Origin of the sequence: Serratia ureilytica (assembly GCF_013375155.1) — a bacterium.
GTDB classification, from domain to species: Bacteria; Pseudomonadota; Gammaproteobacteria; order Enterobacterales; family Enterobacteriaceae; genus Serratia; species Serratia ureilytica.
Genome location: NZ_JABXOF010000002.1, coordinates 551,530 through 571,261, shown reverse-complemented (window position 1 = coordinate 571,261; position 19,732 = coordinate 551,530). Strand labels below are relative to the sequence as shown.

The window sequence follows — 19,732 nt, the reverse complement described above, 5'->3', positions numbered from 1 at the left end:
CAACGATTTAGGAGAGCATCATGCCCGCAGGCACTCTTACCCTAACGAACAACTCCGCCGTAGTGAAAGGTACGGGGACAGCGTTCAATACCGAGCTGAAAGCCGGTGATTTCATCGTGAGCGTTGTCGGCGGCGTAACCTATACGCTACCGGTGAAAACCGTTGATAGCGCCACACAGGCGACGCTGATTAAAGCCTATGACGGCCCAACGCAGGCGGGTGCAGCATGGTATGCCGTACCGCGCGACGCGATGAACACCATCACCGCCCAGCTGGCCGCAGAGACGGCGAAAGCGCTACGCGGGCTGAACCTCGATAAAAACAACTGGCAACAGGTATTCAGCGGCACCGGAAACATTACGGTGACGTTACCTGACGGCAGCACTTACACCGGCCCGGCCTGGAATAGTTTTACCGCTGCATTGGAAAATAAAGCCGCTAAAGGGTTAAACAACGATATAACCCAGCTGAAGGCATTGAGCACAGCAATCACAGTTGCGCAGGGAGGCACGGGAGCAAAAGACGCTGCTACTGCACGCACAAATCTTGGCCTTGGCAACTCTGCGACCAGAAACATCGGCACAACATCAGGGACTGTTGCCGCTGGTGATGATGTGAGGCTGGGGACCATAGACAATAAAACCGGCGGGCTGATTACCAGTGCAGTACGAATTCAGGGAACGGGAAGCATCATATCGAATGCGTGCACGGCGATAGGCTGGGATGGTTCCAATGGCGTCAGTGAATTCGTCAATAACCGAGGACAGGGAACTGGGGGGTTCAGATACCGTATCGCAAATGCAACAGGCGGGCTGGTAGTGGCATTTTCAATGTCATCTGATGGGAATGCCTATGCTGCGAACGGAAAATGGGTAGAGAGTTCAGATATAAGAATTAAGGATAATGTTCGCCTCATAGAAGACCCACTTGGGAAAATGAAAAAGCTGCGCGGCTATATGTGGAATCTTAAATCTAATGGAAGCGCAGGTGTTGGCTTTATTGCACAAGAAATACAAGAAGTGTTTCCAGAATCAGTGTTTATTTCCGGCGACATGGAGTTGAGTGACGGCACGATTGTAAAAGACGTTCTAGCCCCAGACAGTTCAGGTGTTTCAGCTGGACTACATCACGAAGCGATTCTTGCGTTGATGGAAAAAATAGAACGACTGGAAGCTGCAATGGATAACCTGAAAAAATAAAAAGCATGGGGATTATTAAATGGTATTAATCAGCGGAGTTTTAAAGGGGCCTTACGGTGATTCTCGTTCTGGCGTAACTATTACTATGCGCTCAATGAAAACATCATCCACGGTGTTGAATTTGGCAAAGTCGCAATCTGTCACCGATGATACGGGCCGCTATTCGCTTAATGTAGAGCCTGGTGCCTACGAGGTGATTGTGTCAGTTTATGGCGCACAACCGGAGCGAGTAGGCACGATAGAGGTTTATACCGACTCCCTACCCGGCACGCTCAATGACTTCTTGCGCCGCCCTGGTGAAGATGACATTACACCGGAAATTGTGCAGACGGTCGATCGCCTGCGTGCCGATGCAGCGTTGTCAGCAGATAAATCAGCGGCATCGGCAGCGGCGGCAAAAATTAGCGAAAACAATGCGGCGGGAACTCTTGCCAGCGCTATAAAAAATGGTGGTTATGGTCAGATTGTTCCTCCACGAATTAATGGTCCAATAGGTGCGCGACGTTATTGTAAAATTGCAGAATGCCCCATATCTTCAACCGGAGCCACCGCAGTGCATTTTGCCGTTATTGGAGGTCGAAATTATGGCGTTATAGGAATGGACATTAAATATGTGTATTTTACTGGCAGAGGGTCAACTATAACGTCGTTACATGCGCGCGGGCTTGAAATCCTCTCGCTAGGTTTAACACCAAATTCAGTAAGTGATATTGAGTTTGGCACCCTATATAACAATACAATTTCACGTTGGGAGCTATGGGTTTGTGGTCCGGCATTCAATGTGCCAAATATAACACTGCTAAGCAGCATTCGTGAAAGCCCCATGTTGGATGTTGTACCAATGGGTGATTACAAATGGCAGGCTGAGCAGCCTCTAGGATATAAAGCTTACGCCATTAAAAATACCTGGTCAGATTACAACGCTACCGTAGACGGTAACGGATTCCTGAAAGCAGCATCGCCGATCGCCAGGTTGGCGAGTTCTCCGGAGTCAATGCAAGACGACTATCTTTCTGGCGGTTTTTCACTCTCTGGTTGCGCGGCTGTGAACGGTGAGGCGGAAGGAGTATCAGCTGAGCGTGTTTCAGTTGGCGTTTACAAAGTCACCGGCGCTTTAGGTTTTGCGGAAGATGGCTGGAACATCGAAGTGCCGCAGGACGTGAACGGCAACCGTCTGTGCTTTGTCTCAGCCAACACCGGCAAGGATGGCACAATCTATGTGAAGGTCAGCAAACGCCGTTTTGACATCGACACAGCCGCGATTGTGGCCGGTGATCCGATGGATATTCCGGCTGGGCGTTGGATTGATCTGCGCCTGGAAATGCCTGTGCGCGAGGTTGAAGTTGCACCGGAAGCCGAGGAGGAAACCGCAGCTCTTGAAAATGAGAACGTTGACCCTATCTAAAATCTGCTGCCCCGTTGCTGGCCTCGTATTGTTCGGACGGTTGAACATCGGCAGGGGCAGCACCTATCACTTGTAAAGCACATCAAAATTAAAAGCTATGGCCGCATCAACGGCTTTACCTTGAGTCTGAAACGGCACATCTGATACGAGCGGCCAGCCTCCCTTATGTAAAACATAAAGCCAGTGCTGGCCCTCTTCATCTTCGCGGATTGCGAAAAAAGGTGGGCTGTTCTGCTGTGGCTCTGGGTATCTGTCATTCTCATTGAGAACGAAAATCTGCCGCCCGGCGAGGGTAATGCTACCCATAGATGTCACTCATCAGCCATTGTTCTGACTCTTCAAACATATCTTCAAGAAGCCGATTTAACTTTTCTCTGTCGCTTTTGTTAGCGTCGCTAATGAGTCCGTTCGTTTGCATCGGCTTTACTTTCACCTCTGCATCAGGGAACACCCGATGTACCCGTCTTGTCAGTTCTGCTTTGATTATCTCTGCCGCGTCAGGCAAACCTTTAACATTACGTTGGTCAAAAATCAGCGCTACGAACATTCGCACCTCCGAGTAACTGTATGCATATACAGTAATGTTGTTCGATGAACTCGTGTACGTCAAGCAATAACCGGTTTCGTGAGGTGAATTGAAGAAAATGATGTGTACAAAATTGCGTACCACATGAATTTTTTTTAAATAAAAAATCAATAATATCAGTATATTAAATTAATTGTTTTGTAATCGTGAATGTAAAATGTGGCCGTTGCCTTGCTGCTCAAAATCGCGTCTCTTCAGTGGCGGATACAATATGCCTCTATTGTAACGGCGTGGGGAGCGATGCCAAGCGGCGGTTAGCGAAATGCGCGCAATTACGCACGGCGATAATAATTCAGCCGTTGATGAAAGTAGGGGAGCAGGTGGTCGGGGACCTGTTGTTCTGTTTCCGCCTGAGTGGAGGCGATGCCGTAGCGTTCGTTGTAGATCACGCTGATGGCCAGCAAATCGGTTTCTATTTTCTCGCGTTGCGCCTGCGGTAAGCTATCCAGCTTTCGAGCCATCGTTATCTCCCTGTTAACCTTAGGGCATAATAGGATCGTTAGCGGATATTGTCCCTACCCATTCCGGGGGGCAGTCGACGCCTGAGCGCCGGGTTGCGCGCAAGGCGCCTGGCCGTGACGGGCGGCGAACTCGCTCTCTGCGTGATGTGCCTGAAAGCGATCCACGCGTTGATACAGCGAACAGGCGCCGCCGATCACCGCCACCCAAAACAGGGTGCATAGCAGCAAAACCCCCAACCAGATTTTTTGGTTATAGGTCATAAGTCCTCCACGGACGAAAAGAGAAATAACATTGACCGTTAAATTAAATCAGGGGTTACATCAATGGTATTTAAACAGCAGGGATTAATCGTAATCTTGTCCCGACTCTTTTGTTACTAAACCCATGATGGATGTTTCAAAAGATTCCTTAAGATAATATTAAGAAAAGTGTTTAAGGGCGCCGTAATTCTATTTAATAATTGTTTAATTATCCGCAGATACAATCTTCCACATTCAATGCCAATGTGGGTGACAATTATGAAAACGCTGCTGTTGACCGGCGCTACCGGCTTTCTCGGTGGTGCGGTTCTTGAAAAATTATTGATTGAAAATCAGTCTATTAATTATCTTTTACTGGTGCGCGCCGACGATGCGCAGCAAGGGCTGGCCCGTATTCGCGCGAATATGGAAAAATTTAATATCGACGCGAATCTGCTGTCTAAAATTACGATAGAAAATATATTGTTGGGCGACCTTTCCGAGCCAGCCGACTTTTTAACTGACGCACGCATTAACAAAGTCACGCACGTTATTAACTGCGCGGCCGTTGCTTCTTTCGGTAATAACCCGCTCATTTGGAAGGTAAACGTAGAAGGCACACTGGCCTTTGCCGAAAGAATGGCGCAGGTGCCGGGATTAAAACGCTTCCTGCACGTCGGTACCGCCATGTCCTGTTCGCCGGAGCCGGGTTCGCTGGTGTCGGAGAGCGGCGAGTTTGAGGAAGACGCCGAGCACCTGGTGGAATATACGCGTTCCAAATCCACCATCGAACAGCTGATGCGCCAGCGCTGCCCGCACATGCCGCTGACCATCGCCCGTCCGTCGATCGTCGTGGGCCACACTCGCTTGGGCTGCCAGCCTTCCAGCAGCATTTTCTGGGTGTTCGGCATGGCGCTGATGCTGCGCAAGTTCATGTGTTCGCTGCAGGACAATATCGATGTGATCCCGGCGGACTACTGTGCGGATGCGTTGGTGATGTTGATGAACAGCGAAACGCTCGAGAACGACGTTTATCATATCTCCGCCGGTGAGGAGAGCAGCGTCAGCTTTGCCGAAATCGACCGCGCCATGGCGGCGGCGCTGGAAAAGGCGCCGGTGGGCGATGAGTATGCGCAGGTGACGTATGACGCGCTGGTGAAAATGCGCCGTCAGCTGAAAGACATTTTCGGCCCGTGCAACGAGCGGCTGATGCTCAAAGCGATGCGCCTGTACGGATCGTTCGCCATGCTCAACGTGCGTTTCAGCAACGAGAAAATCCTCAAGCTGGGCATGCCGAAACCGCCGCGCTTCACCGACTACATCGCCGGCTGCGTGCAGTCGACCCGCGGGTTGTCCATTCAGCAACAGATGGTGGTGGACTTCAAATAACCGCCGGGCGCCCTGGGCGCCCGACGCTGTGGTCCGTTACCAGGACGAAGATGACCAGAAGACGCGGCCGAGCACCACCAGTTGCTCTTTGCGCTGCTGATAGCTGAGATGCTCGTCCTGGTACTCTTCCCGGTTGAGGGAGCGGATGATGACGCCGCCGTCCGGCTGCTCGATAAGCACCTTCACCCGCAGCAAATTGCCGTGGCGGATGGCGTAGGTCTTGCCCTCGCGGATGCGCGTGTCGTCGGTGTTGATGCCGACCACGTCGCCGTCCTGCAGGCGCGGTTCCATGCTGGAGCCGGAGATGCGGATAATGCGCGCGGCGTTGACCGCCACCCCCATCTTGTGCAGATAGTAACGGCGAAAGATCAGCGAAAACTCCTCGCGATCGACGATTTCGTAGCAGCCGTCGCCGGCGGAAAAATCGATATCCAGCAGCGGGATCTCCACAAACTCTTCCTTGTCTTGTTCGGTATCTTCCCATACCACCGGTTTCAAGCGGGCGGGTTGGAAGTCCGACTCCGCCGCCACGTTGTCAAACGGGCGCACCAGCTGCTTTTCATGAAACACGTCGAACCAGCCCTTGGGCAAATTCAGCTTGGCCTCGATCCGCCTGGCCAGATTGTCGCCAAGATTGCGGGAGGATTTCTCCCCGATGATTTGGCTCAGCGTCGGCGCGGAAGACTCAACCAGCGTGGCGAATTCATTCTGGTTGACGCCTTGCCGGGCGTAGCGGGCCATCAATTCGCGCAGATTGTTGCGCCTGATTTCTTTAGTTTCCATCGTGCAATGATCGCACTCTTTAGCAAAAAGGTAAATAACGATTTTGCTAAAAAATACTTGCGCATTATTTAGCAATTAGCTAAAACAAAAAGGGTGAGCCAAGGGTTCACCCGTGCGGGGCGGTCTGTCATGATGAGGGGCCGCTCAGTGAAATCAAACGAGAGAGGGACTTTACGATGTACAAGATTGATTACAATAGCTACCGATCGGTCGCCAGCTTCGGCCACCGCGTGCGCTTTCTGGTGCTGCACTACACGGCGCAAAACTTCGCCGACTCGGTGAAGTCGTTGACCGGAAAATCGGTCAGCGCGCACTATCTGGTGCCGGATCCGACCGAGGCGACCTATCAGGCGGCCGGCTTCAGCGGCGTGCGCATCTTCAACCTGGTGGACGAGAATGAGCGCGCCTGGCATGCCGGCAGCAGCCAATGGGGCACCCGCAGCAATATCAACGACACCTCGATCGGCATCGAGATCGTCAACCTGGCGAGCGGCGACGGTGGAAACATCACCTTCCCGCCGTTCAATCCGCAGCAGATCGAGGCCGTCACCCAGCTGGCGCAGAACATCCTGCAGCGTTATCCGGACATCTCGCCGGTGAACGTGGTGGCGCACTCGGACATCGCGCCGGGCCGCAAGAGCGATCCGGGCCCGCAGTTCCCGTGGCAGCAGCTGTATCAGGCCGGCGTCGGCGCCTGGTATGACGAAGCGACCAAGCAGCAGCGCCAGCAGGAATACTGCAGCCAGGGCCTGCCGGCGCAGGCCGATCTGCTGAAACTGTTCGCCCAATACGGCTACGACACCTCGGCGGCGAACACCGCAGAAGGCTATCGCCAGCTGGTGCGCGCGTTCCAGCTGCACTTCCGTCAGCAGAAGTATGACGGCGTGATGGATGTTGAAACCGCCGCCGTTCTGCGCGCGCTGGTCGACAAGTACGTCGCCTGAGCCTGAAGGTGAATGGGGGACGCCTCATTCGCCTTTTCCTCGCCGGGCTTCCTCCGCTAAAATAGCGGCCTGGCTGGTCTTTATCGGAGGCACTGTGCGCCTCGATCGAAAAATCTCTTCCCTCGAACTGCTGACCTATCGCCACTACCGCATCGTACACGGCGTGCGCATCGGGCTGGCGTTTATCCTGACCTTTCTGCTGATCCGCCTGCTGGCGGTGCCCGAAGGCACCTGGCCGCTGATCACCCTGGTGGTGGTGATGGGGCCGATCTCGTTTTGGGGCAACGTGCTGCAGCGGGCGCTGCAACGCATTGCCGGCACGGTGTTCGGCGCCGCCTCCGGCCTGATCGCCCTGTATCTGGAGCTCTATTCGCTGCCGCTGATGCTGGTTTGGTGCGGCGTGGTGATGTTCGTCTGCGGTTACCTGACGCTCGGCAAACGGCCGTATATGGCGCTACTGGTGGGGATCACGCTGGCGGTAGTGTGCGGCGCGGGCGCCGGCGACATGCACACCGCGCTGTGGCGCAGCGGCGACGTGATCTTCGGCTCGCTGTTGGCGCTGCTGTTCACCAGCATCTACCCGCAGCGCGCCTACATTCTGTGGCGCATGCAAATGGCGGACTGCCTGCAAACCGCCGCCCGCCTCTACGGCGCGTATTTTTCGCCGAACGTTATCGAGCGGCCGCGGCTGGAGCCGCAGCTCAAGGATCTGTTGAATCAGGTGGTGAAGCTGCGCAGCCTGATCGTGCCCGCCAGCAAGGAAACCCGCATCCCCAAAGCGGTGTTCGAAGCGGTGCAAACCCTCAGCCGCAATCTGGTGTGCACGCTGGAGCTGATGGCCGATGCTTACTGGGCCTCGCGCGAAACGCACTTCATCATGCTGAACGCCCGCACGCTGCGCAGCACCCAGCTGCTGACGCTGAGCTCGCTGGAGTCGCTGGCGGTGCTGATGCGCGAAGGGCCGCAGGCGCAGCGCCAGGCGGCGGCGGGGCAGCTGGCGGAAATCGCCGGCGAGCTGAAAACGCTGATGCAGGAAGTCAGCGTCGGCCAACACGGCGAAGCGCCGATTTACGGCTACGTTTGGCTCAGCATGGAGCTGGCGCAGCAGTTGGAAGAGTTGGGGGATTTGCTCCAGGTTTGCACCGCCGCCGGGCGCGAATAAGGGGTCAGATCATGAAGGCGGCGCTTTGGGTTTTGGCCGCCGGGGCAAAGTGGGTAAGATAAGCCAATCACTGTTGTGCCGGACCGCCACAAACCTGTATCTTGGTGCCATGTGGCCGTAAGCAAATGAATCTGTGTATTACTAAAGCAAGGGTATAAAGATGGATAATGCAAATAAGCCGAGTTTCCAGGACGTGCTGGAGTTTGTGCGTATGTTCCGCCGCAAAAACAAACTGCAACGCGAGATCGTCGACAACGAAAAGAAAATTCGTGATAACCAGAAGCGCGTGCTGCTGCTCGACAACCTTAGTGAGTACATCAAGCCCGGCATGAGCATTGAAGACATTCAGGGTATCATCGCCAACATGCGCAGCGACTACGAAGATCGCGTTGATGACTACATCATCAAAAATGCCGATCTGTCCAAAGAGCGCCGCGAGCTGTCCAAAAAGCTGAAAGCGATGGGCGAAGTGAAGTAACCCGCTTTATCGGGCCGGGCGCGATGCCTGGCCCGCATTCCTGCCAATCATCTTCTTCCCGCCGTTTCGATCATCTCCCGATCCTCACCGATCCTGTAAATGGGATCGCGATCCGCATTTGTAGCATTTTTAGCCGCAATGTTAACGAACTGTGATTTTGCTCAAACAATTCTTTTTGCAGCTTTGGTTATATGTCGATCAATGTTCACGTTGTCATTTTTAGTTTTCGGGATGTGTGATGATTAATTCATTGAAATTTAACATGTTGTGTCGTTACTCATTTTTTGTTGAATAAAAATGACAACGTCAACATTAATAGAATTAAAGCGTTTAACGAATGTATTGGAGGAAGAGATGAGCCAGTTGCCGGAAAAAATGCGCGCGGTCGTTTGCCATGGCCCGCAGGATTATCGTTTCGAACAGGTGCCTACGCCGCTGCCGAAGGCGCGCGAGCTGGTGATCAAGGTGGAAGGCTGCGGCATCTGCGCCGGCGACTGCAAATGCAAGAACGGCGCGCAGATGTTTTGGGGGGAGAACCCGTGGGTTAAACCGCCGGTGGTGCCGGGCCACGAGTTCTACGGCCGCATCGCCGCGCTGGGCGAGGGCGCGGAAGGCAAATACCGGCTCGGCGAGCGGGTGATCGCCGAGCAGATCGTGCCGTGCTGGGAGTGCCGCTACTGCAAATCCGGCAGCTACTGGATGTGTGAGACGCATAACATTTACGGCTTCCAGAAAGACGTGGCGGAGGGCGGCATGGCGGAGTACATGCGCTTTTCCGAAAACGCCATCGTCCACAAGATCCCGGAAAGCCTGAGCCATGAAGACGCGGTACTGATCGAGCCGATGGCCTGCGCCATCCACACCGTGGCGCGCGGCGACATCCAGCTGGACGACGTGGTGGTGTTGGCCGGCGCCGGGCCGCTCGGGTTGTGCATGGTGCAGGTGGCGCGCCTGAAGACGCCAAAGAAACTGATCGTTATCGACGCCATCGACGAGCGGCTGGCGCTGGCGAAGGAATTCGGCGCCGACGTGGTGATCAACCCGCTGAAGGAAGACGCCGACCAGATCGTCAAATCGCTGACCGGCGGCTATGGCTGCGACGTCTACATTGAGGCCACCGGCGCGCCGATCGGCGTCACCCAGGGGCTGCAGATGATCCGCAAGCTGGGCCGCTTCGTGGAGTTCAGCGTGTTCGGCAAGGAAACCACCGTCGACTGGTCCATCATCGGCGATCGCAAAGAGCTGGACATTCGTGGCGCGCACCTGGCGCCCTACAGCTACGAAATCGCCATCGATCTGTTCGAACGCGGGCTGGTGACTTCCAACGGCGTGGTCACCCACAGCTATTCATTGAACGACTGGGACGAAGCCTTCGCCCTGGCAGACTCGACCGACTCCATCAAGGTGATCCTGGTTCCCTGACCCTCCCGCCGTACCGCTGTTGCAGTCACGACCGCCGGCCCGTTCCGCAACGGAAGGACCGGCCGGTCGGCCAAACGTAAAGACATGCTGTTGCTCTGATAACCACAACAAGAAGCTTCCCTACAGGAGAATTGGCTATGTTTTCATTATTCAAAAAGACCCTGCCTTTTATCGTCGCCGGTGGAATGTTGGCGGCCAGCCAGGTGGCGCTGGCCAAGCAAATCACGATCGGTATGTCGTTCCAGGAAATGAACAACGACTACTTCGTCACCATGAAACAGGCGCTGGATCAGGCGGCGGCGGATATCGGCGCCAAGGTGTACGTGGCCGATGCGCGCCATGACGTCGCCAAACAGATCGGCGACGTGGAGGATATGCTGCAGAAGAAGGTGGATATCCTGCTGATCAACCCGACCGATTCGGTGGGGGTGCAGTCGGCGGTGATCTCCGCCCATAAGGCCGGCGCGGTGGTGGTGGCGATCGACGCGCAGGCGGAAGGGCCGCTGGACTCGTTCGTCGGCTCGGAAAACTACGACGCCGGCTTCCAGGCGGGCGAGTACCTGGCGAAAGCGCTGGGCGGCAAAGGCAAGGTGGCGATCCTCGACGGTATCCCGGTGGTGCCGATCCTGGAGCGCGTGCGCGGCTTTGAAGCGGCGATGAAAAAATACCCCGACATCAAGATCGTCACCAAGCAAAACGGCAAGCAGGAGCGCGACACCGCGCTGACCGTGACCGAAAACATGCTGCAGTCGGCGCCGGATCTGGCGGGCATCTTCAGCGTCAACGACGTCGGCGCGCTCGGCGCCCTGGCGGCGATCGAAAGCAACGGCGCCAAGGTCAAGCTGGTGAGTGTCGACGGCCAGCCGGAAGCCATCAAAGAGATCCTCAAGCCGAACTCGCCGTTTATCGCCACCTCGGCGCAGTTCCCGCGCGACCAGCTGCGCATCGCGCTCGGCATTGCGCTGGCCCGCTACTGGGGTGCCACGGTGCCGAAAACCGTGCCGGTCAAAGTGAAGCTGATCGACCGCAGCAATGCGGCCGGTTTTAGCTGGTAACAGCGGCCGGGTTCGCCCCGCTGCGGCGGGGCGTTCGGCGCGGAGGGCAATGCGGTGACACCTTTACTGGAACTGAAGCGAATAAAAAAGAGCTTTCCCGGCGTGAAGGCGCTGGACGGCATCGATCTGGCCATTCAACGCGGCGAAGTGCACGCCCTGCTGGGCGAAAACGGCGCCGGCAAATCGACGCTGGTGAAAATCATGTGCGGCATCTATCAGCCGGACGAGGGCGATATTTTTATCGACGGCGAGCAGCGCCGCTTTAACAACTATCGCCAGGCGATCGAGGCCGGCGTCGGCATTATTTTTCAGGAATTCTCGTTGATTCCGTACATGAGCGCCATCGACAACATCTTCCTCAACCGGGAGATCAGGAACCGCTGGGGCCTGCTGGATCGGCGTGCGATGCGGCGCAAGGCCGAGGCGATCTTCAAGCGGCTGACGGTGGCTATCGATCTCGATTGCCCGGTGGAGCAACTGAGCGTGGCGCAGCAGCAGTTCGTTGAGATCGCCAAGGCGCTGTCGCTGGAGGCGCGGGTGCTGGTGCTGGATGAACCGACCGCCACGCTGACGCCGGGCGAGGCCGAACACCTGTTCAGCGTAATGAACGATCTGCGGCTGCTGGGCGTGGGCATGGTGTTTATCTCGCACCACCTGGACGAGATCTTCACCATCTGCGATCGCATCACCGTGCTGCGCGACGGCGCCTACATCGAAACGCTGGCCACCGGCGACACCAACGTGGAAGAGCTGGTGCGGCTGATGGTCGGGCGCAAAATCGAGAACGCCTTCCCGGTGAAACAGCACCCGGTCGATACCACGACGGTGCTGCTGGAGGCGGAGATCCAGCGCGAGAAGCACGGCGCGACCGACCGCTTCCAGCTGCATAAGGGCGAGATCCTCGGCTTCGCCGGGCTGGTGGGCTCCGGGCGCACCGAGACCGTCTCGGCGCTGATCGGCGCCAGCCGCTGCCACCGCAAACGCGTCAGCCTCGGCGGCCAACCGGCGGCGCTGCGCTCCCCGGCGCAGGCGCTGGCGCAGGGCATCGGCCTGCTGCCGGAGAGCCGCAAAACCGAGGGCCTGGTGCTGCCGTTTTCGGTGGCGCAGAACATCACCCTCAACCGGCACCACCGGCGCGGCAAGATCTTCGTCAGCGCCCGCAAAGATCGCGACGTGGTGCAGCGGCTGATCCGCGCCGTGGGCGTGAAAACCCCGGACGCCGAGACCGCCGTCAGCACCCTGAGCGGCGGCAACCAGCAGAAGGTGGTGATCGCCCGCTGGCTCAACAACGACTGCAACATCCTGATCTTCGATGAGCCGACGCGCGGCATCGACGTGGGCGCCAAGGCCGAGATCTACCAGCTGATGCAGCAACTGACCCAGCAGGGCATCTCCATCATCATGATTTCTTCCGAACTGCCGGAGGTCATCGGCGTGTGCGACCGCGTGCTGGTGTTTCGCGGCGGCCACATCGTTGCCGAGCTGACCGGCGACGACATCGAATCCAACCACATCATGCTTCACGCGACCGGGAGTGCCTTATGATCGGAATTGAACAACCCGCCGTGGCGCGCCGCGCCGCCGGCCCCAGCCTCGGCAAGCGCTGGGAAAAACTGCTGCATCACCCTGCGGTCTTGCCGTTTATCGGCTTCGTTGTCCTGTTCGTGCTGATGAGCCTGCTGAACGACAGCTTCCTCAGCGTCAACAACCTGACCAACGTGGCGCGCCAGGTGTCTATCAACGCCATCATCGCGGTGGGCATGACCTGCGCCATCCTGACCGGCGGCATCGATCTCTCGGTGGGGCCGGTGATGGCGCTGGCCGGTTCGGTCGCCGCCGGGCTGATGCTGGCGGCGGTGCCCATCCCGCTGGCGATGGTGGCGGCGCTGGCGGTCGGCGCGCTGTTCGGCCTGGCCAACGGCGCCTGCATCGCCTACCTGCGCATGCCGCCGATCATTGTCACCCTGGCGTCGATGGGCATCGCCCGCGGCCTGGCGCTGCTCTATACCGGCGGCTACCCGATCTCCGGCCTGCCCGACGTCTTCTCCTTCTTTGGCCGCGGCACGGTGCTGGGCATCCAGGTGCCGATCCTGATCATGATCGGCGTGTACCTGCTGGCCTGGCTGATGCTCAACCAGCTGCCGTTCGGCCGCTACGTCTACGCGATGGGCGGTAACGAAGAGGCGGCGCGCCTGAGCGGCATCCGCGTGCCGCGCTACAAGATGCTGGTGTACGTGATCAGCGGCCTGACCGCCGCGCTGGCCGGACTGGTGCTGACCTCGCGCCTGATGAGCGGGCAGCCCAACGCCGGCGAAGGCTTCGAGCTGGACGCCATCGCCGCGGTGGTGCTGGGCGGGGCGGCGATCTCCGGCGGGCGCGGCGCCATCGTCGGCACGCTGGTGGGGGCGATGATGCTCGGGGTGCTCAACAACGGCCTCAATCTGATGAACGTATCGCCGTATATCCAGAACGTGGTGAAGGGCGGCATCATCCTGGCCGCCATCTACCTCAGCTCCGTGCGGCGCAAATAGGAGGCGCGATGTCAGTCTTTCTTGGCATAGACGTCGGTGGCACGGTGATCAAGGCCGGGCTGTACCGGGCAAGCGGCGAAGAGCTGGCGATCGCCGAGCGCGACGGCGCGGCGATTGCCGCCCAGCCGGGCTTCAGCGAACGCAATATGGACGCGTTGTGGGATGACGTTTGCGCGGCGATCCGCCAGACGCTGCATGCGGCGGGGCTGGCGGCCGGGCAGGTGCGCGGCGTTAGCTTTTCGGCGCACGGCAAAGGGCTGTACGCCATCGACCGCCACGGCAAACCGGTCGGCAACGGCATCCTCTCTTCGGACAACCGCGCGGCGGCCACGGCGGCTGAGCTGCGCCGCGCCGGGGTGGACGCGCAGACCTACCCGCGCAGCCTGCAGCCGCTGTGGCCCAGCCACCCGGCGCTGCTGCTGCGCTGGCTGAAGCAGCAGCAACCGGCGCAGTACGCCGCCGTCGATCGCATCCTGATGGCGCACGACTACCTGCGCTTTCGCCTCACCGGCGAGGCGGCGGCCGAAGTGACCAACATCTCCGGCAGCAACCTGTTCAATCAACACAGCGGCGCTTACGATCCGGCGCTGATGGCGGCCTTCGACATCGAAGAGGCGCAGGAGAAGACCGCGCCAACGATCGGCTCGGCGCAGCTGGCCGGGCGGGTGACGGCCTCTGCGGCGGCGCAGTGTGGCCTGCGGGTGGGCACCGCGGTGTACGGCGGCCTGTTCGACGTGGTGGGCGCGGCGCTCAGTTCCGGCGTGGCCGACGATCGCACGCTCAGCGCGGTGGCGGGCACCTGGTCGATCGCTACCTGCGTGACCGAGCGCATCATTCCTGCCGATTACCCCTACGCCTGGGGGCGCTACTGCATCGACGGCCGCTATTTCGTGCACGAAGGCAGCCCGACCTCGGCCGGCAACCTGGCCTGGTTTCTGCGCCAGTTCTGCGCCGACGACCGGCAGCGCTACGCCCAGTTCAACGCCTGGGTGGCCGAGCGCCGCGAGCAGCCCAGCGGGCTGCTGTTCCTGCCTTATCTGTACGGCTCCAACCTCGGCGGCAACACGCCGGGCGGGCTGATCGGCTTGAGCGCCCACCACGAGATGGCGGACGTGGTGCAGGCGATCTACCAGGGCATCGTGTTCTCGCACCTGATCCATCAGGAGCGCATGGTGCAGCTGAACCCGCGCATCGAACGGGTGCGCATGACCGGCGGGCCGACGCAGTCCGAGGTCTGGATGCAGATGTACGCCGACGCCGGCAACCTGCCGCTCGAGGTGGTGGAAACGCGCCAAAGCGGCTGCCGCGCCGCCGCCCTGTGCGCCGCCGTCGGCGCCGGGGAGTACGCCGGGTTCGCCGAAGCGATCGCCGCCGCGCCGCCCAAATTGCGCTGTTATTATCCCGCGACCGCCGCCCATCGGCGCCTGCGCGCCCAGCAGGCGCGCTATCTGGCGGTCGCCCAGGCTTTGAGTGAGGTGACTGATGCAAACGACTAACGCCGCCTGTCTGGGGCTGTATGAAAAGGCGCTGCCCGCCGATCTGAGCTGGCCGCAGCGGCTGGCCACCGCCGCAGAGCTGGGTTTTGAATTTGTGGAGATGTCTATAGACGAACAGCCGGCGCGCCAGCAGCGGCTGGACTGGGATCGCCGCCAGCGGCTGGCGTTTATCCAGGCGCGGCTCGACAGCGGGGTGACGGTGCCGAGCCTGTGCCTGTCGGCGCACCGGCGCGATCCGTTCGGCAGCCATGATGCCGCCATCCGCGAACGGGCGCGGGTGCTGATGAGCAAGGCGCTGGAACTGGCGACGGATCTCGGCATCCGTAACATCCAGCTGGCGGGTTACGACGTCTATTACGAACCTGCCGATCGCCACAGCCGCGAACGCTTTATCGAGGGCATGCAGTGGGCGGCGGCGCAGGCCGCCAGGGCGCAGGTGATGCTGTCGGTGGAGGTGATGGACACGCCGTTCATCAACAGCATCAGCAAATGGCGCGACATCGCCCGCCACGTCAACAGCCCGTGGTTCACGGTGTATCCCGATCTCGGCAACCTCAGCGCCTGGGGCAACGACGTCGCCGCTGAGCTGGCGCTGGGCATCGGCAGCATCACCGCTGTGCACCTCAAAGACACCGTCGCGGTGGGGCCGGGCAGCGCCGGGCAATTCCGCGACGTGCCGTTCGGCGAGGGCTGCGTGGATTTTGCCCACGCCTTTTCCGTGCTCAACGCGCTCGGCTATCGCGGCCCCTACCTGCTGGAGATGTGGGCGCGCGAAGACGGGCAGGATAAGCAACGCATCGCCCAGGCCAAGGCCTGGATCGAACAACAGATGAATGATGGAGGCATCGCATGCTGAACGAACTCAAGCGGCAGGTGCTGGCCGCTAACCTCAGCCTGCCGGCATACGGGCTGGTGACCTTTACCTGGGGGAATGTCTCGGCGATCGACCGCCAGAGCGGGCTGGTGGTGATCAAGCCTTCGGGCATCGCCTACGAGGCGATGACGCTGGCGGATCTGGTGGTGGTGGATCTGGAGGGCAAGGTGCGCGAAGGGCACCGCAAGCCTTCATCCGACACCGCCACCCACCTGGCGCTGTACCGCGCCTTCGCCGATATCGGCGGCGTGGTGCACACCCACAGCCGCAACGCCACCATCTGGGCGCAGGCCGGGCAGCCGATCCCGGCGCTGGGCACCACCCACGCCGACTACTTTTACGGCGACATTCCCTGCACCCGGCCGATGAGCGAGGCGGAGATCGCCGGGGATTACGAGGGGGAAACTGGCAAGGTGATTATCGAGACCTTCAAGCAGGCGGGGCGCGATCCGCAGCAGGTGCCGGGGGTATTGGTTTACTCCCACGGCCCGTTCGCCTGGGGCAAGGACGCGGCGGATGCGGTGCACAATGCGGTGGTGCTGGAAGAGGTGGCGATCATGGCGATGGCGACGCGCCAGCTGGCGCCGGCCATCGCCCCGATGCAGCCGGAGCTATTGGACAAACATTTCCTGCGCAAGCACGGCAAACACGCCTACTACGGGCAATAGCGCCCGTCAGCGATTCAACAGCGAGCCGGTGAAGAACTCTCTGCGCACCGGCAACTCGCCGCGCGGGCTGTTAATGGCGCTGAACAGCAGCTCCGCGGCGATCTCCCCCAGTTTCTGCGTATCGTGATACACACCCGGAATGTGCAGGCCGTAAGCGCCGGCGCGCGGCGGCTCGTCTATCGAAAAGAACTTCACCTGCTGATAGAGCCCCATCTCGTGGCAGATGGCGATGGCGCCCAGCGTGATGATGCCGTTCAGGCCGATGATGTAATCCGGACGGTTCTCCGGCTGCGCCAGATAGGCGCGCACCTCGCTCTCTTGCGAGGTGAAATCGTAGTCGCCGTTGATGATATGAATCTCACGCCCGCTGCCCTGCAAGGCCGCGACGATGCCGGCGGTGCGAGTTAAGGTGATCTCCGAATCCGCCGGGCCGCCGATAATCAAAAGCTTCTGCTCCGGCTGCTCCGCCAGATAGCGCCCGGCCAGCACGCCGATCTCGCGGTTATCGAGGAACACGCCGCTCAGCTGCTGATCGTAGAGATCGCGGTCGATCAGGATCAGCGGCACGCCGTACACCTCGGCCAGCTCGAGATAGGCGGGGCGGTAGCGCTTGTCGTCGCGCACCGCCGACAGCAGGATGCCGCGCGCCTTGTAGCCGAACAGCGCCTGAATGGCGCGCATTTCCGCCTCTTCGCTGCCGTCGGTGTCGAACAGCATGATCTGGTAGCCCTGCTGGCGCGCAATGCGCGACACGGTCTTGATCAGGCCGGAATAGAACGGGTTGTACATGCTGCTGGTGACGATGCCGATAATCTGGCTGCTGCTGCTTTTCAGCCCCTGCGCAAAGGCGTTGGGCACATAGTTCAGCTCTTTGGCGATGGCGTGAATGCGCTCGCGGGTTTCCGGCTTGACCAGCTCGGGCTTATTGAAGGCGCGGGAAACGGTGATATTGGTCACCCTGGCGCGGCGGGCGATATCCACGATAGTGGCATTGGGATTGGCTTTCGACACCGTCTTTCCTTGCGTTATGCCTCAACAGATCCCTTATTGTAGGGAAAGGGCGGGGGCGGTGCTAGGGGGGAATGGGGGTTGAGCTTTTAACGAGAATAAATATTAGGGTTGTTTTCGGCAGAAATGTATTAATGACTGGTTTTACTAATGTTCTGGTGTGCTAATAAATATATGTGCTTCAACCGAATTCAGATAGAGGAAGTAGTGAAGAGTAGATAGTAATATAACGACCGGGAGTGTTGGTTACCCGGTCGATAGTTACAAGTAAAATTAAAGGGGGGGTATTATTTAGATTGATAACGCCATCTCTTAACTACGGTGTTAATTTGCTCAAAATCCATAGCATTCTTTTGCCAACCTTTATCGAAATCAATATCATTAGAACGAGGTAATTGATCTTCTGATAAGTTACGAATCATTACTCTAGTGGGTAGAGAGGCTGCTTGCCCAACAAAGATAGCTTCTTGTCGACGCAAACCTGAAAGCATTTTGCTTAAACCTGACATTGAATCCGGTAAAATGCTGCGAACATGTTCCCGATCGGTATCATTAGTAATTCTCAGAACAATCCATGAGTTACATTGTGATAAAACAGTCGCTTCTACTTCACTTGGTCTTTGAGAAACTAGCAACAAACCCACACCATATTTCCGACCTTCTTTTGCAATGCGGCGAATAGCGGATTGGGCTGCTTCATACTGTGCCTCTCCCCGATTGGGTACATAACGGTGTGCTTCTTCACAAACTAGGAGTACAGGGCTATTTTGACGTTCGGCATCTGATTGCCAAACTTTAAGCTGAAACACAATTCTAGCTATTGCAGCACTGGCAACTCCAGCCACTTCGTTTGGAACACCCGAAAGATCGACAATCTGAACCGTTGTTTTCTGTGTTAAAAATTGACTCAAAATTACTGGCAATGGATCTTGCTCACCATCCCAACTTTCAGTCATGAAATTAAGTCGACTATCTTTAAGTAATGAGTCAATCTTTCGAATTACTTTACTAAATTCTTCGTGATGCTTTTTATCTTTATTTTCAGGTCGTTGTAAATTAATAGCACCAATTAACCCTTCTTCATATTTCACTCCATCTTTAAAACCAAAATGATCTAAGCCCTCAGCACTACCCAAAATATACGGGATAGGAGAGTCAACAGTTAATTTATTTTTATCAAGTTTCAGTTTTTCTGCTGCCAATTCACGTACTGAAATTAAAGCGTTTTTGACAATGTTAGACTGTGACGTAGCTTCAAACTCTGTTTTACCTATAAACAAACTTAGAGATTCTTCTAGATCGAGCAACCAATATGGGAGTTTAAGTGATCCTTCATCTGTAGATAAACGTTGATGTTTAGGAAAAGCCTTCCCATACTCATTATGTGGATCAAGGATGATGATTTGCGGATGCCAGTGCTTATGCTCTGCAATTTGACCACGTTCAAGTACACTATGAATTACTGCTGCAACGGTGCCTGACTTACCTGATCCAGTAGAGCCTAAAATGGCTGTATGCTTCCCTAACAACTCATTGAGTTCCGCATAACATGGTGAACCGCCTGAGCCAACATGCTCCCCTAGCTGTATTACTGCCCCCTTAGTGTCACCATAAATGAATCTAAGCTCAGACTTTGATGTAAGGTAAATGGTCTGCTGTGGTAGGGGGTAAGTAGAAACACCACGTTCAAATTCAAGTACAAATTCATTCTCATTTTTCCTGTGCCATTCAGCTTCACCAAATAAATCAGCTTCGATAATACGTTCATCAGTAGAAACAACGGGTATTCCTTTTTCAAGCTGATAGTCAGCTTTCATCCTTAGCCGGCTGACTAAACCATAAATTGAACGACGCCCAAAATGAATCTTAATGATAGATCCAAATTGACCAATAGGATAGTTTTCACCTGCAAATACTCGGGAAAGATCAGATATAGTGGTGTCAAGCTCTGCAATAATACGTGAGCCATCTACTTCAATGATTTTTCCAATGGATAAGTTGTCAATTGGCTTGATATTTCTGTTTCTCATA

General features: G+C 57.2%; 20 protein-coding genes. 13 read left to right on the top strand and 7 right to left on the bottom strand.

Going from position 1 to position 19,732, the window contains the following annotated elements; all coding sequences use genetic code 11:
• Nucleotides 1–20 precede the first annotated feature (20 nt).
• Both HWW83_RS06075 and HWW83_RS25675 read left to right on the top strand, forming a co-directional pair.
• The gene (locus HWW83_RS06075) at nt 21–1,199 is read left to right on the top strand and encodes a tail fiber domain-containing protein (protein WP_176589089.1); all 1,179 of its coding nucleotides are present in this window, start codon (nt 21–23) and stop codon (nt 1,197–1,199) included.
• 19 nt (nt 1,200–1,218) lie between these two features.
• Nucleotides 1,219–2,604: a phage tail fiber protein gene (locus tag HWW83_RS25675; RefSeq protein WP_255326649.1), complete on the top strand. Its 1,386-nt coding sequence runs from the start codon at nt 1,219–1,221 to the stop codon at nt 2,602–2,604.
• A gap of 66 nt (nt 2,605–2,670) precedes the next feature.
• Here the strand turns inward: HWW83_RS25675 and HWW83_RS06065 are convergent, their stop codons facing one another.
• From HWW83_RS06065 to HWW83_RS06050, 4 genes are all read right to left on the bottom strand, one after another.
• Nucleotides 2,671–2,910, bottom strand: a complete 240-nt coding sequence (locus HWW83_RS06065) for a hypothetical protein (RefSeq protein ID WP_070914444.1) — start codon at nt 2,908–2,910, stop codon at nt 2,671–2,673.
• Complete coding sequence (locus HWW83_RS06060) at nt 2,903–3,151, bottom strand: DinI-like family protein (protein WP_176589088.1); 249 nt, start codon at nt 3,149–3,151, stop codon at nt 2,903–2,905. Before HWW83_RS06060 ends, HWW83_RS06065 begins: the two co-directional genes overlap by 8 nt.
• A 311-nt stretch (nt 3,152–3,462) precedes the next feature.
• Nucleotides 3,463–3,651: a DNA polymerase III subunit theta gene (locus HWW83_RS06055; RefSeq protein ID WP_033643787.1), complete on the bottom strand. Its 189-nt coding sequence runs from the start codon at nt 3,649–3,651 to the stop codon at nt 3,463–3,465.
• Nucleotides 3,652–3,705: 54 nt separating this feature from the next.
• Nucleotides 3,706–3,912, bottom strand: a complete 207-nt coding sequence (locus HWW83_RS06050; RefSeq protein WP_033643786.1) for a hypothetical protein — start codon at nt 3,910–3,912, stop codon at nt 3,706–3,708.
• Nucleotides 3,913–4,170: 258 nt separating this feature from the next.
• On the opposite strand from HWW83_RS06050, the gene HWW83_RS06045 reads away from it, so the two are divergent.
• Complete coding sequence (locus HWW83_RS06045) at nt 4,171–5,280, top strand: SDR family oxidoreductase (protein ID WP_033644325.1); 1,110 nt, start codon at nt 4,171–4,173, stop codon at nt 5,278–5,280.
• Between the two features lie 36 nt (nt 5,281–5,316).
• Here the strand turns inward: HWW83_RS06045 and HWW83_RS06040 are convergent, their stop codons facing one another.
• Nucleotides 5,317–6,063 (bottom strand): S24 family peptidase, encoded by a 747-nt coding sequence (locus tag HWW83_RS06040; RefSeq protein ID WP_033643785.1) that lies wholly within the window; start codon nt 6,061–6,063, stop codon nt 5,317–5,319.
• Between the two features lie 176 nt (nt 6,064–6,239).
• On the opposite strand from HWW83_RS06040, the gene HWW83_RS06035 reads away from it, so the two are divergent.
• The 10 genes from HWW83_RS06035 to araD all read left to right on the top strand — a co-directional run bounded on the left by HWW83_RS06035 (nt 6,240) and on the right by araD (nt 16,693).
• The gene (locus HWW83_RS06035; protein WP_033651900.1) at nt 6,240–7,007 is read left to right on the top strand and encodes an N-acetylmuramoyl-L-alanine amidase; all 768 of its coding nucleotides are present in this window, start codon (nt 6,240–6,242) and stop codon (nt 7,005–7,007) included.
• Between the two features lie 94 nt (nt 7,008–7,101).
• Nucleotides 7,102–8,169 (top strand): FUSC family protein, encoded by a 1,068-nt coding sequence (locus HWW83_RS06030; protein WP_033643781.1) that lies wholly within the window; start codon nt 7,102–7,104, stop codon nt 8,167–8,169.
• Nucleotides 8,170–8,329: 160 nt separating this feature from the next.
• Entirely contained in the window at nt 8,330–8,647 is a 318-nt protein-coding gene (tmaR, locus tag HWW83_RS06025) for a PTS system regulator TmaR (protein WP_004935612.1), read from the top strand.
• 354 nt (nt 8,648–9,001) lie between these two features.
• Nucleotides 9,002–10,069 (top strand): zinc-binding dehydrogenase, encoded by a 1,068-nt coding sequence (locus tag HWW83_RS06020; RefSeq protein WP_033643780.1) that lies wholly within the window; start codon nt 9,002–9,004, stop codon nt 10,067–10,069.
• Between the two features lie 137 nt (nt 10,070–10,206).
• On the top strand, nt 10,207–11,124 hold the full coding sequence (locus tag HWW83_RS06015; RefSeq protein WP_016927010.1) for an ABC transporter substrate-binding protein: 918 nt from the start codon (nt 10,207–10,209) through the stop codon (nt 11,122–11,124).
• Nucleotides 11,125–11,178: 54 nt separating this feature from the next.
• Nucleotides 11,179–12,669, top strand: a complete 1,491-nt coding sequence (locus tag HWW83_RS06010) for a sugar ABC transporter ATP-binding protein (RefSeq protein WP_176589087.1) — start codon at nt 11,179–11,181, stop codon at nt 12,667–12,669.
• The gene (locus HWW83_RS06005) at nt 12,666–13,655 is read left to right on the top strand and encodes an ABC transporter permease (RefSeq protein ID WP_099784134.1); all 990 of its coding nucleotides are present in this window, start codon (nt 12,666–12,668) and stop codon (nt 13,653–13,655) included. Before HWW83_RS06010 ends, HWW83_RS06005 begins: the two co-directional genes overlap by 4 nt.
• A gap of 8 nt (nt 13,656–13,663) precedes the next feature.
• Complete coding sequence (locus HWW83_RS06000) at nt 13,664–15,151, top strand: FGGY-family carbohydrate kinase (protein WP_176589086.1); 1,488 nt, start codon at nt 13,664–13,666, stop codon at nt 15,149–15,151.
• Nucleotides 15,138–16,007 carry an L-ribulose-5-phosphate 3-epimerase gene (locus tag HWW83_RS05995; protein WP_176589085.1) on the top strand — a complete coding sequence of 290 codons (870 nt, stop codon included), beginning with the start codon at nt 15,138–15,140 and terminating at the stop codon, nt 16,005–16,007. Before HWW83_RS06000 ends, HWW83_RS05995 begins: the two co-directional genes overlap by 14 nt.
• Nucleotides 16,001–16,693, top strand: coding sequence for an L-ribulose-5-phosphate 4-epimerase (gene araD, locus HWW83_RS05990; protein ID WP_042785035.1), 693 nt, complete (start codon nt 16,001–16,003; stop codon nt 16,691–16,693). The genes HWW83_RS05995 and araD overlap by 7 nt, the downstream gene beginning before the upstream one ends.
• Nucleotides 16,694–16,699: 6 nt before the next feature.
• On the opposite strand, the gene HWW83_RS05985 is transcribed toward araD, so the two are convergent.
• Together HWW83_RS05985 and HWW83_RS05980 are read right to left on the bottom strand one after the other, a co-directional pair.
• Entirely contained in the window at nt 16,700–17,704 is a 1,005-nt protein-coding gene (locus tag HWW83_RS05985) for a LacI family DNA-binding transcriptional regulator (RefSeq protein WP_004935582.1), read from the bottom strand.
• A gap of 284 nt (nt 17,705–17,988) precedes the next feature.
• Nucleotides 17,989–19,731: an ATP-binding protein gene (locus HWW83_RS05980; RefSeq protein WP_176589084.1), complete on the bottom strand. Its 1,743-nt coding sequence runs from the start codon at nt 19,729–19,731 to the stop codon at nt 17,989–17,991.
• Nucleotide 19,732: the final 1 nt, after the last annotated feature.

Excerpts from the sequence above, each read along its gene's own strand:
- HWW83_RS05995 (WP_176589085.1), top strand. The coding sequence starts at position 15,138 with ATGCAAACGACTAACGCCGCCTGTCTGGGGCTGTATGAAAAGGCGCTG.
- HWW83_RS06040 (WP_033643785.1), bottom strand. The coding sequence starts at position 6,063 with ATGGAAACTAAAGAAATCAGGCGCAACAATCTGCGCGAATTGATGGCC.
- araD (WP_042785035.1), top strand. The coding sequence starts at position 16,001 with ATGCTGAACGAACTCAAGCGGCAGGTGCTGGCCGCTAACCTCAGCCTG.
- HWW83_RS06055 (WP_033643787.1), bottom strand. The coding sequence starts at position 3,651 with ATGGCTCGAAAGCTGGATAGCTTACCGCAGGCGCAACGCGAGAAAATA.
- HWW83_RS05980 (WP_176589084.1), bottom strand. The coding sequence starts at position 19,731 with ATGAGAAACAGAAATATCAAGCCAATTGACAACTTATCCATTGGAAAA.
- HWW83_RS06015 (WP_016927010.1), top strand. The coding sequence starts at position 10,207 with ATGTTTTCATTATTCAAAAAGACCCTGCCTTTTATCGTCGCCGGTGGA.
- HWW83_RS06005 (WP_099784134.1), top strand. The coding sequence starts at position 12,666 with ATGATCGGAATTGAACAACCCGCCGTGGCGCGCCGCGCCGCCGGCCCC.
- HWW83_RS06065 (WP_070914444.1), bottom strand. The coding sequence starts at position 2,910 with ATGGGTAGCATTACCCTCGCCGGGCGGCAGATTTTCGTTCTCAATGAG.
- tmaR (WP_004935612.1), top strand. The coding sequence starts at position 8,330 with ATGGATAATGCAAATAAGCCGAGTTTCCAGGACGTGCTGGAGTTTGTG.
- HWW83_RS06060 (WP_176589088.1), bottom strand. The coding sequence starts at position 3,151 with ATGTTCGTAGCGCTGATTTTTGACCAACGTAATGTTAAAGGTTTGCCT.
- HWW83_RS06045 (WP_033644325.1), top strand. The coding sequence starts at position 4,171 with ATGAAAACGCTGCTGTTGACCGGCGCTACCGGCTTTCTCGGTGGTGCG.
- HWW83_RS25675 (WP_255326649.1), top strand. The coding sequence starts at position 1,219 with ATGGTATTAATCAGCGGAGTTTTAAAGGGGCCTTACGGTGATTCTCGT.
- HWW83_RS06035 (WP_033651900.1), top strand. The coding sequence starts at position 6,240 with ATGTACAAGATTGATTACAATAGCTACCGATCGGTCGCCAGCTTCGGC.
- HWW83_RS06020 (WP_033643780.1), top strand. The coding sequence starts at position 9,002 with ATGAGCCAGTTGCCGGAAAAAATGCGCGCGGTCGTTTGCCATGGCCCG.
- HWW83_RS06050 (WP_033643786.1), bottom strand. The coding sequence starts at position 3,912 with ATGACCTATAACCAAAAAATCTGGTTGGGGGTTTTGCTGCTATGCACC.
- HWW83_RS06000 (WP_176589086.1), top strand. The coding sequence starts at position 13,664 with ATGTCAGTCTTTCTTGGCATAGACGTCGGTGGCACGGTGATCAAGGCC.
- HWW83_RS06075 (WP_176589089.1), top strand. The coding sequence starts at position 21 with ATGCCCGCAGGCACTCTTACCCTAACGAACAACTCCGCCGTAGTGAAA.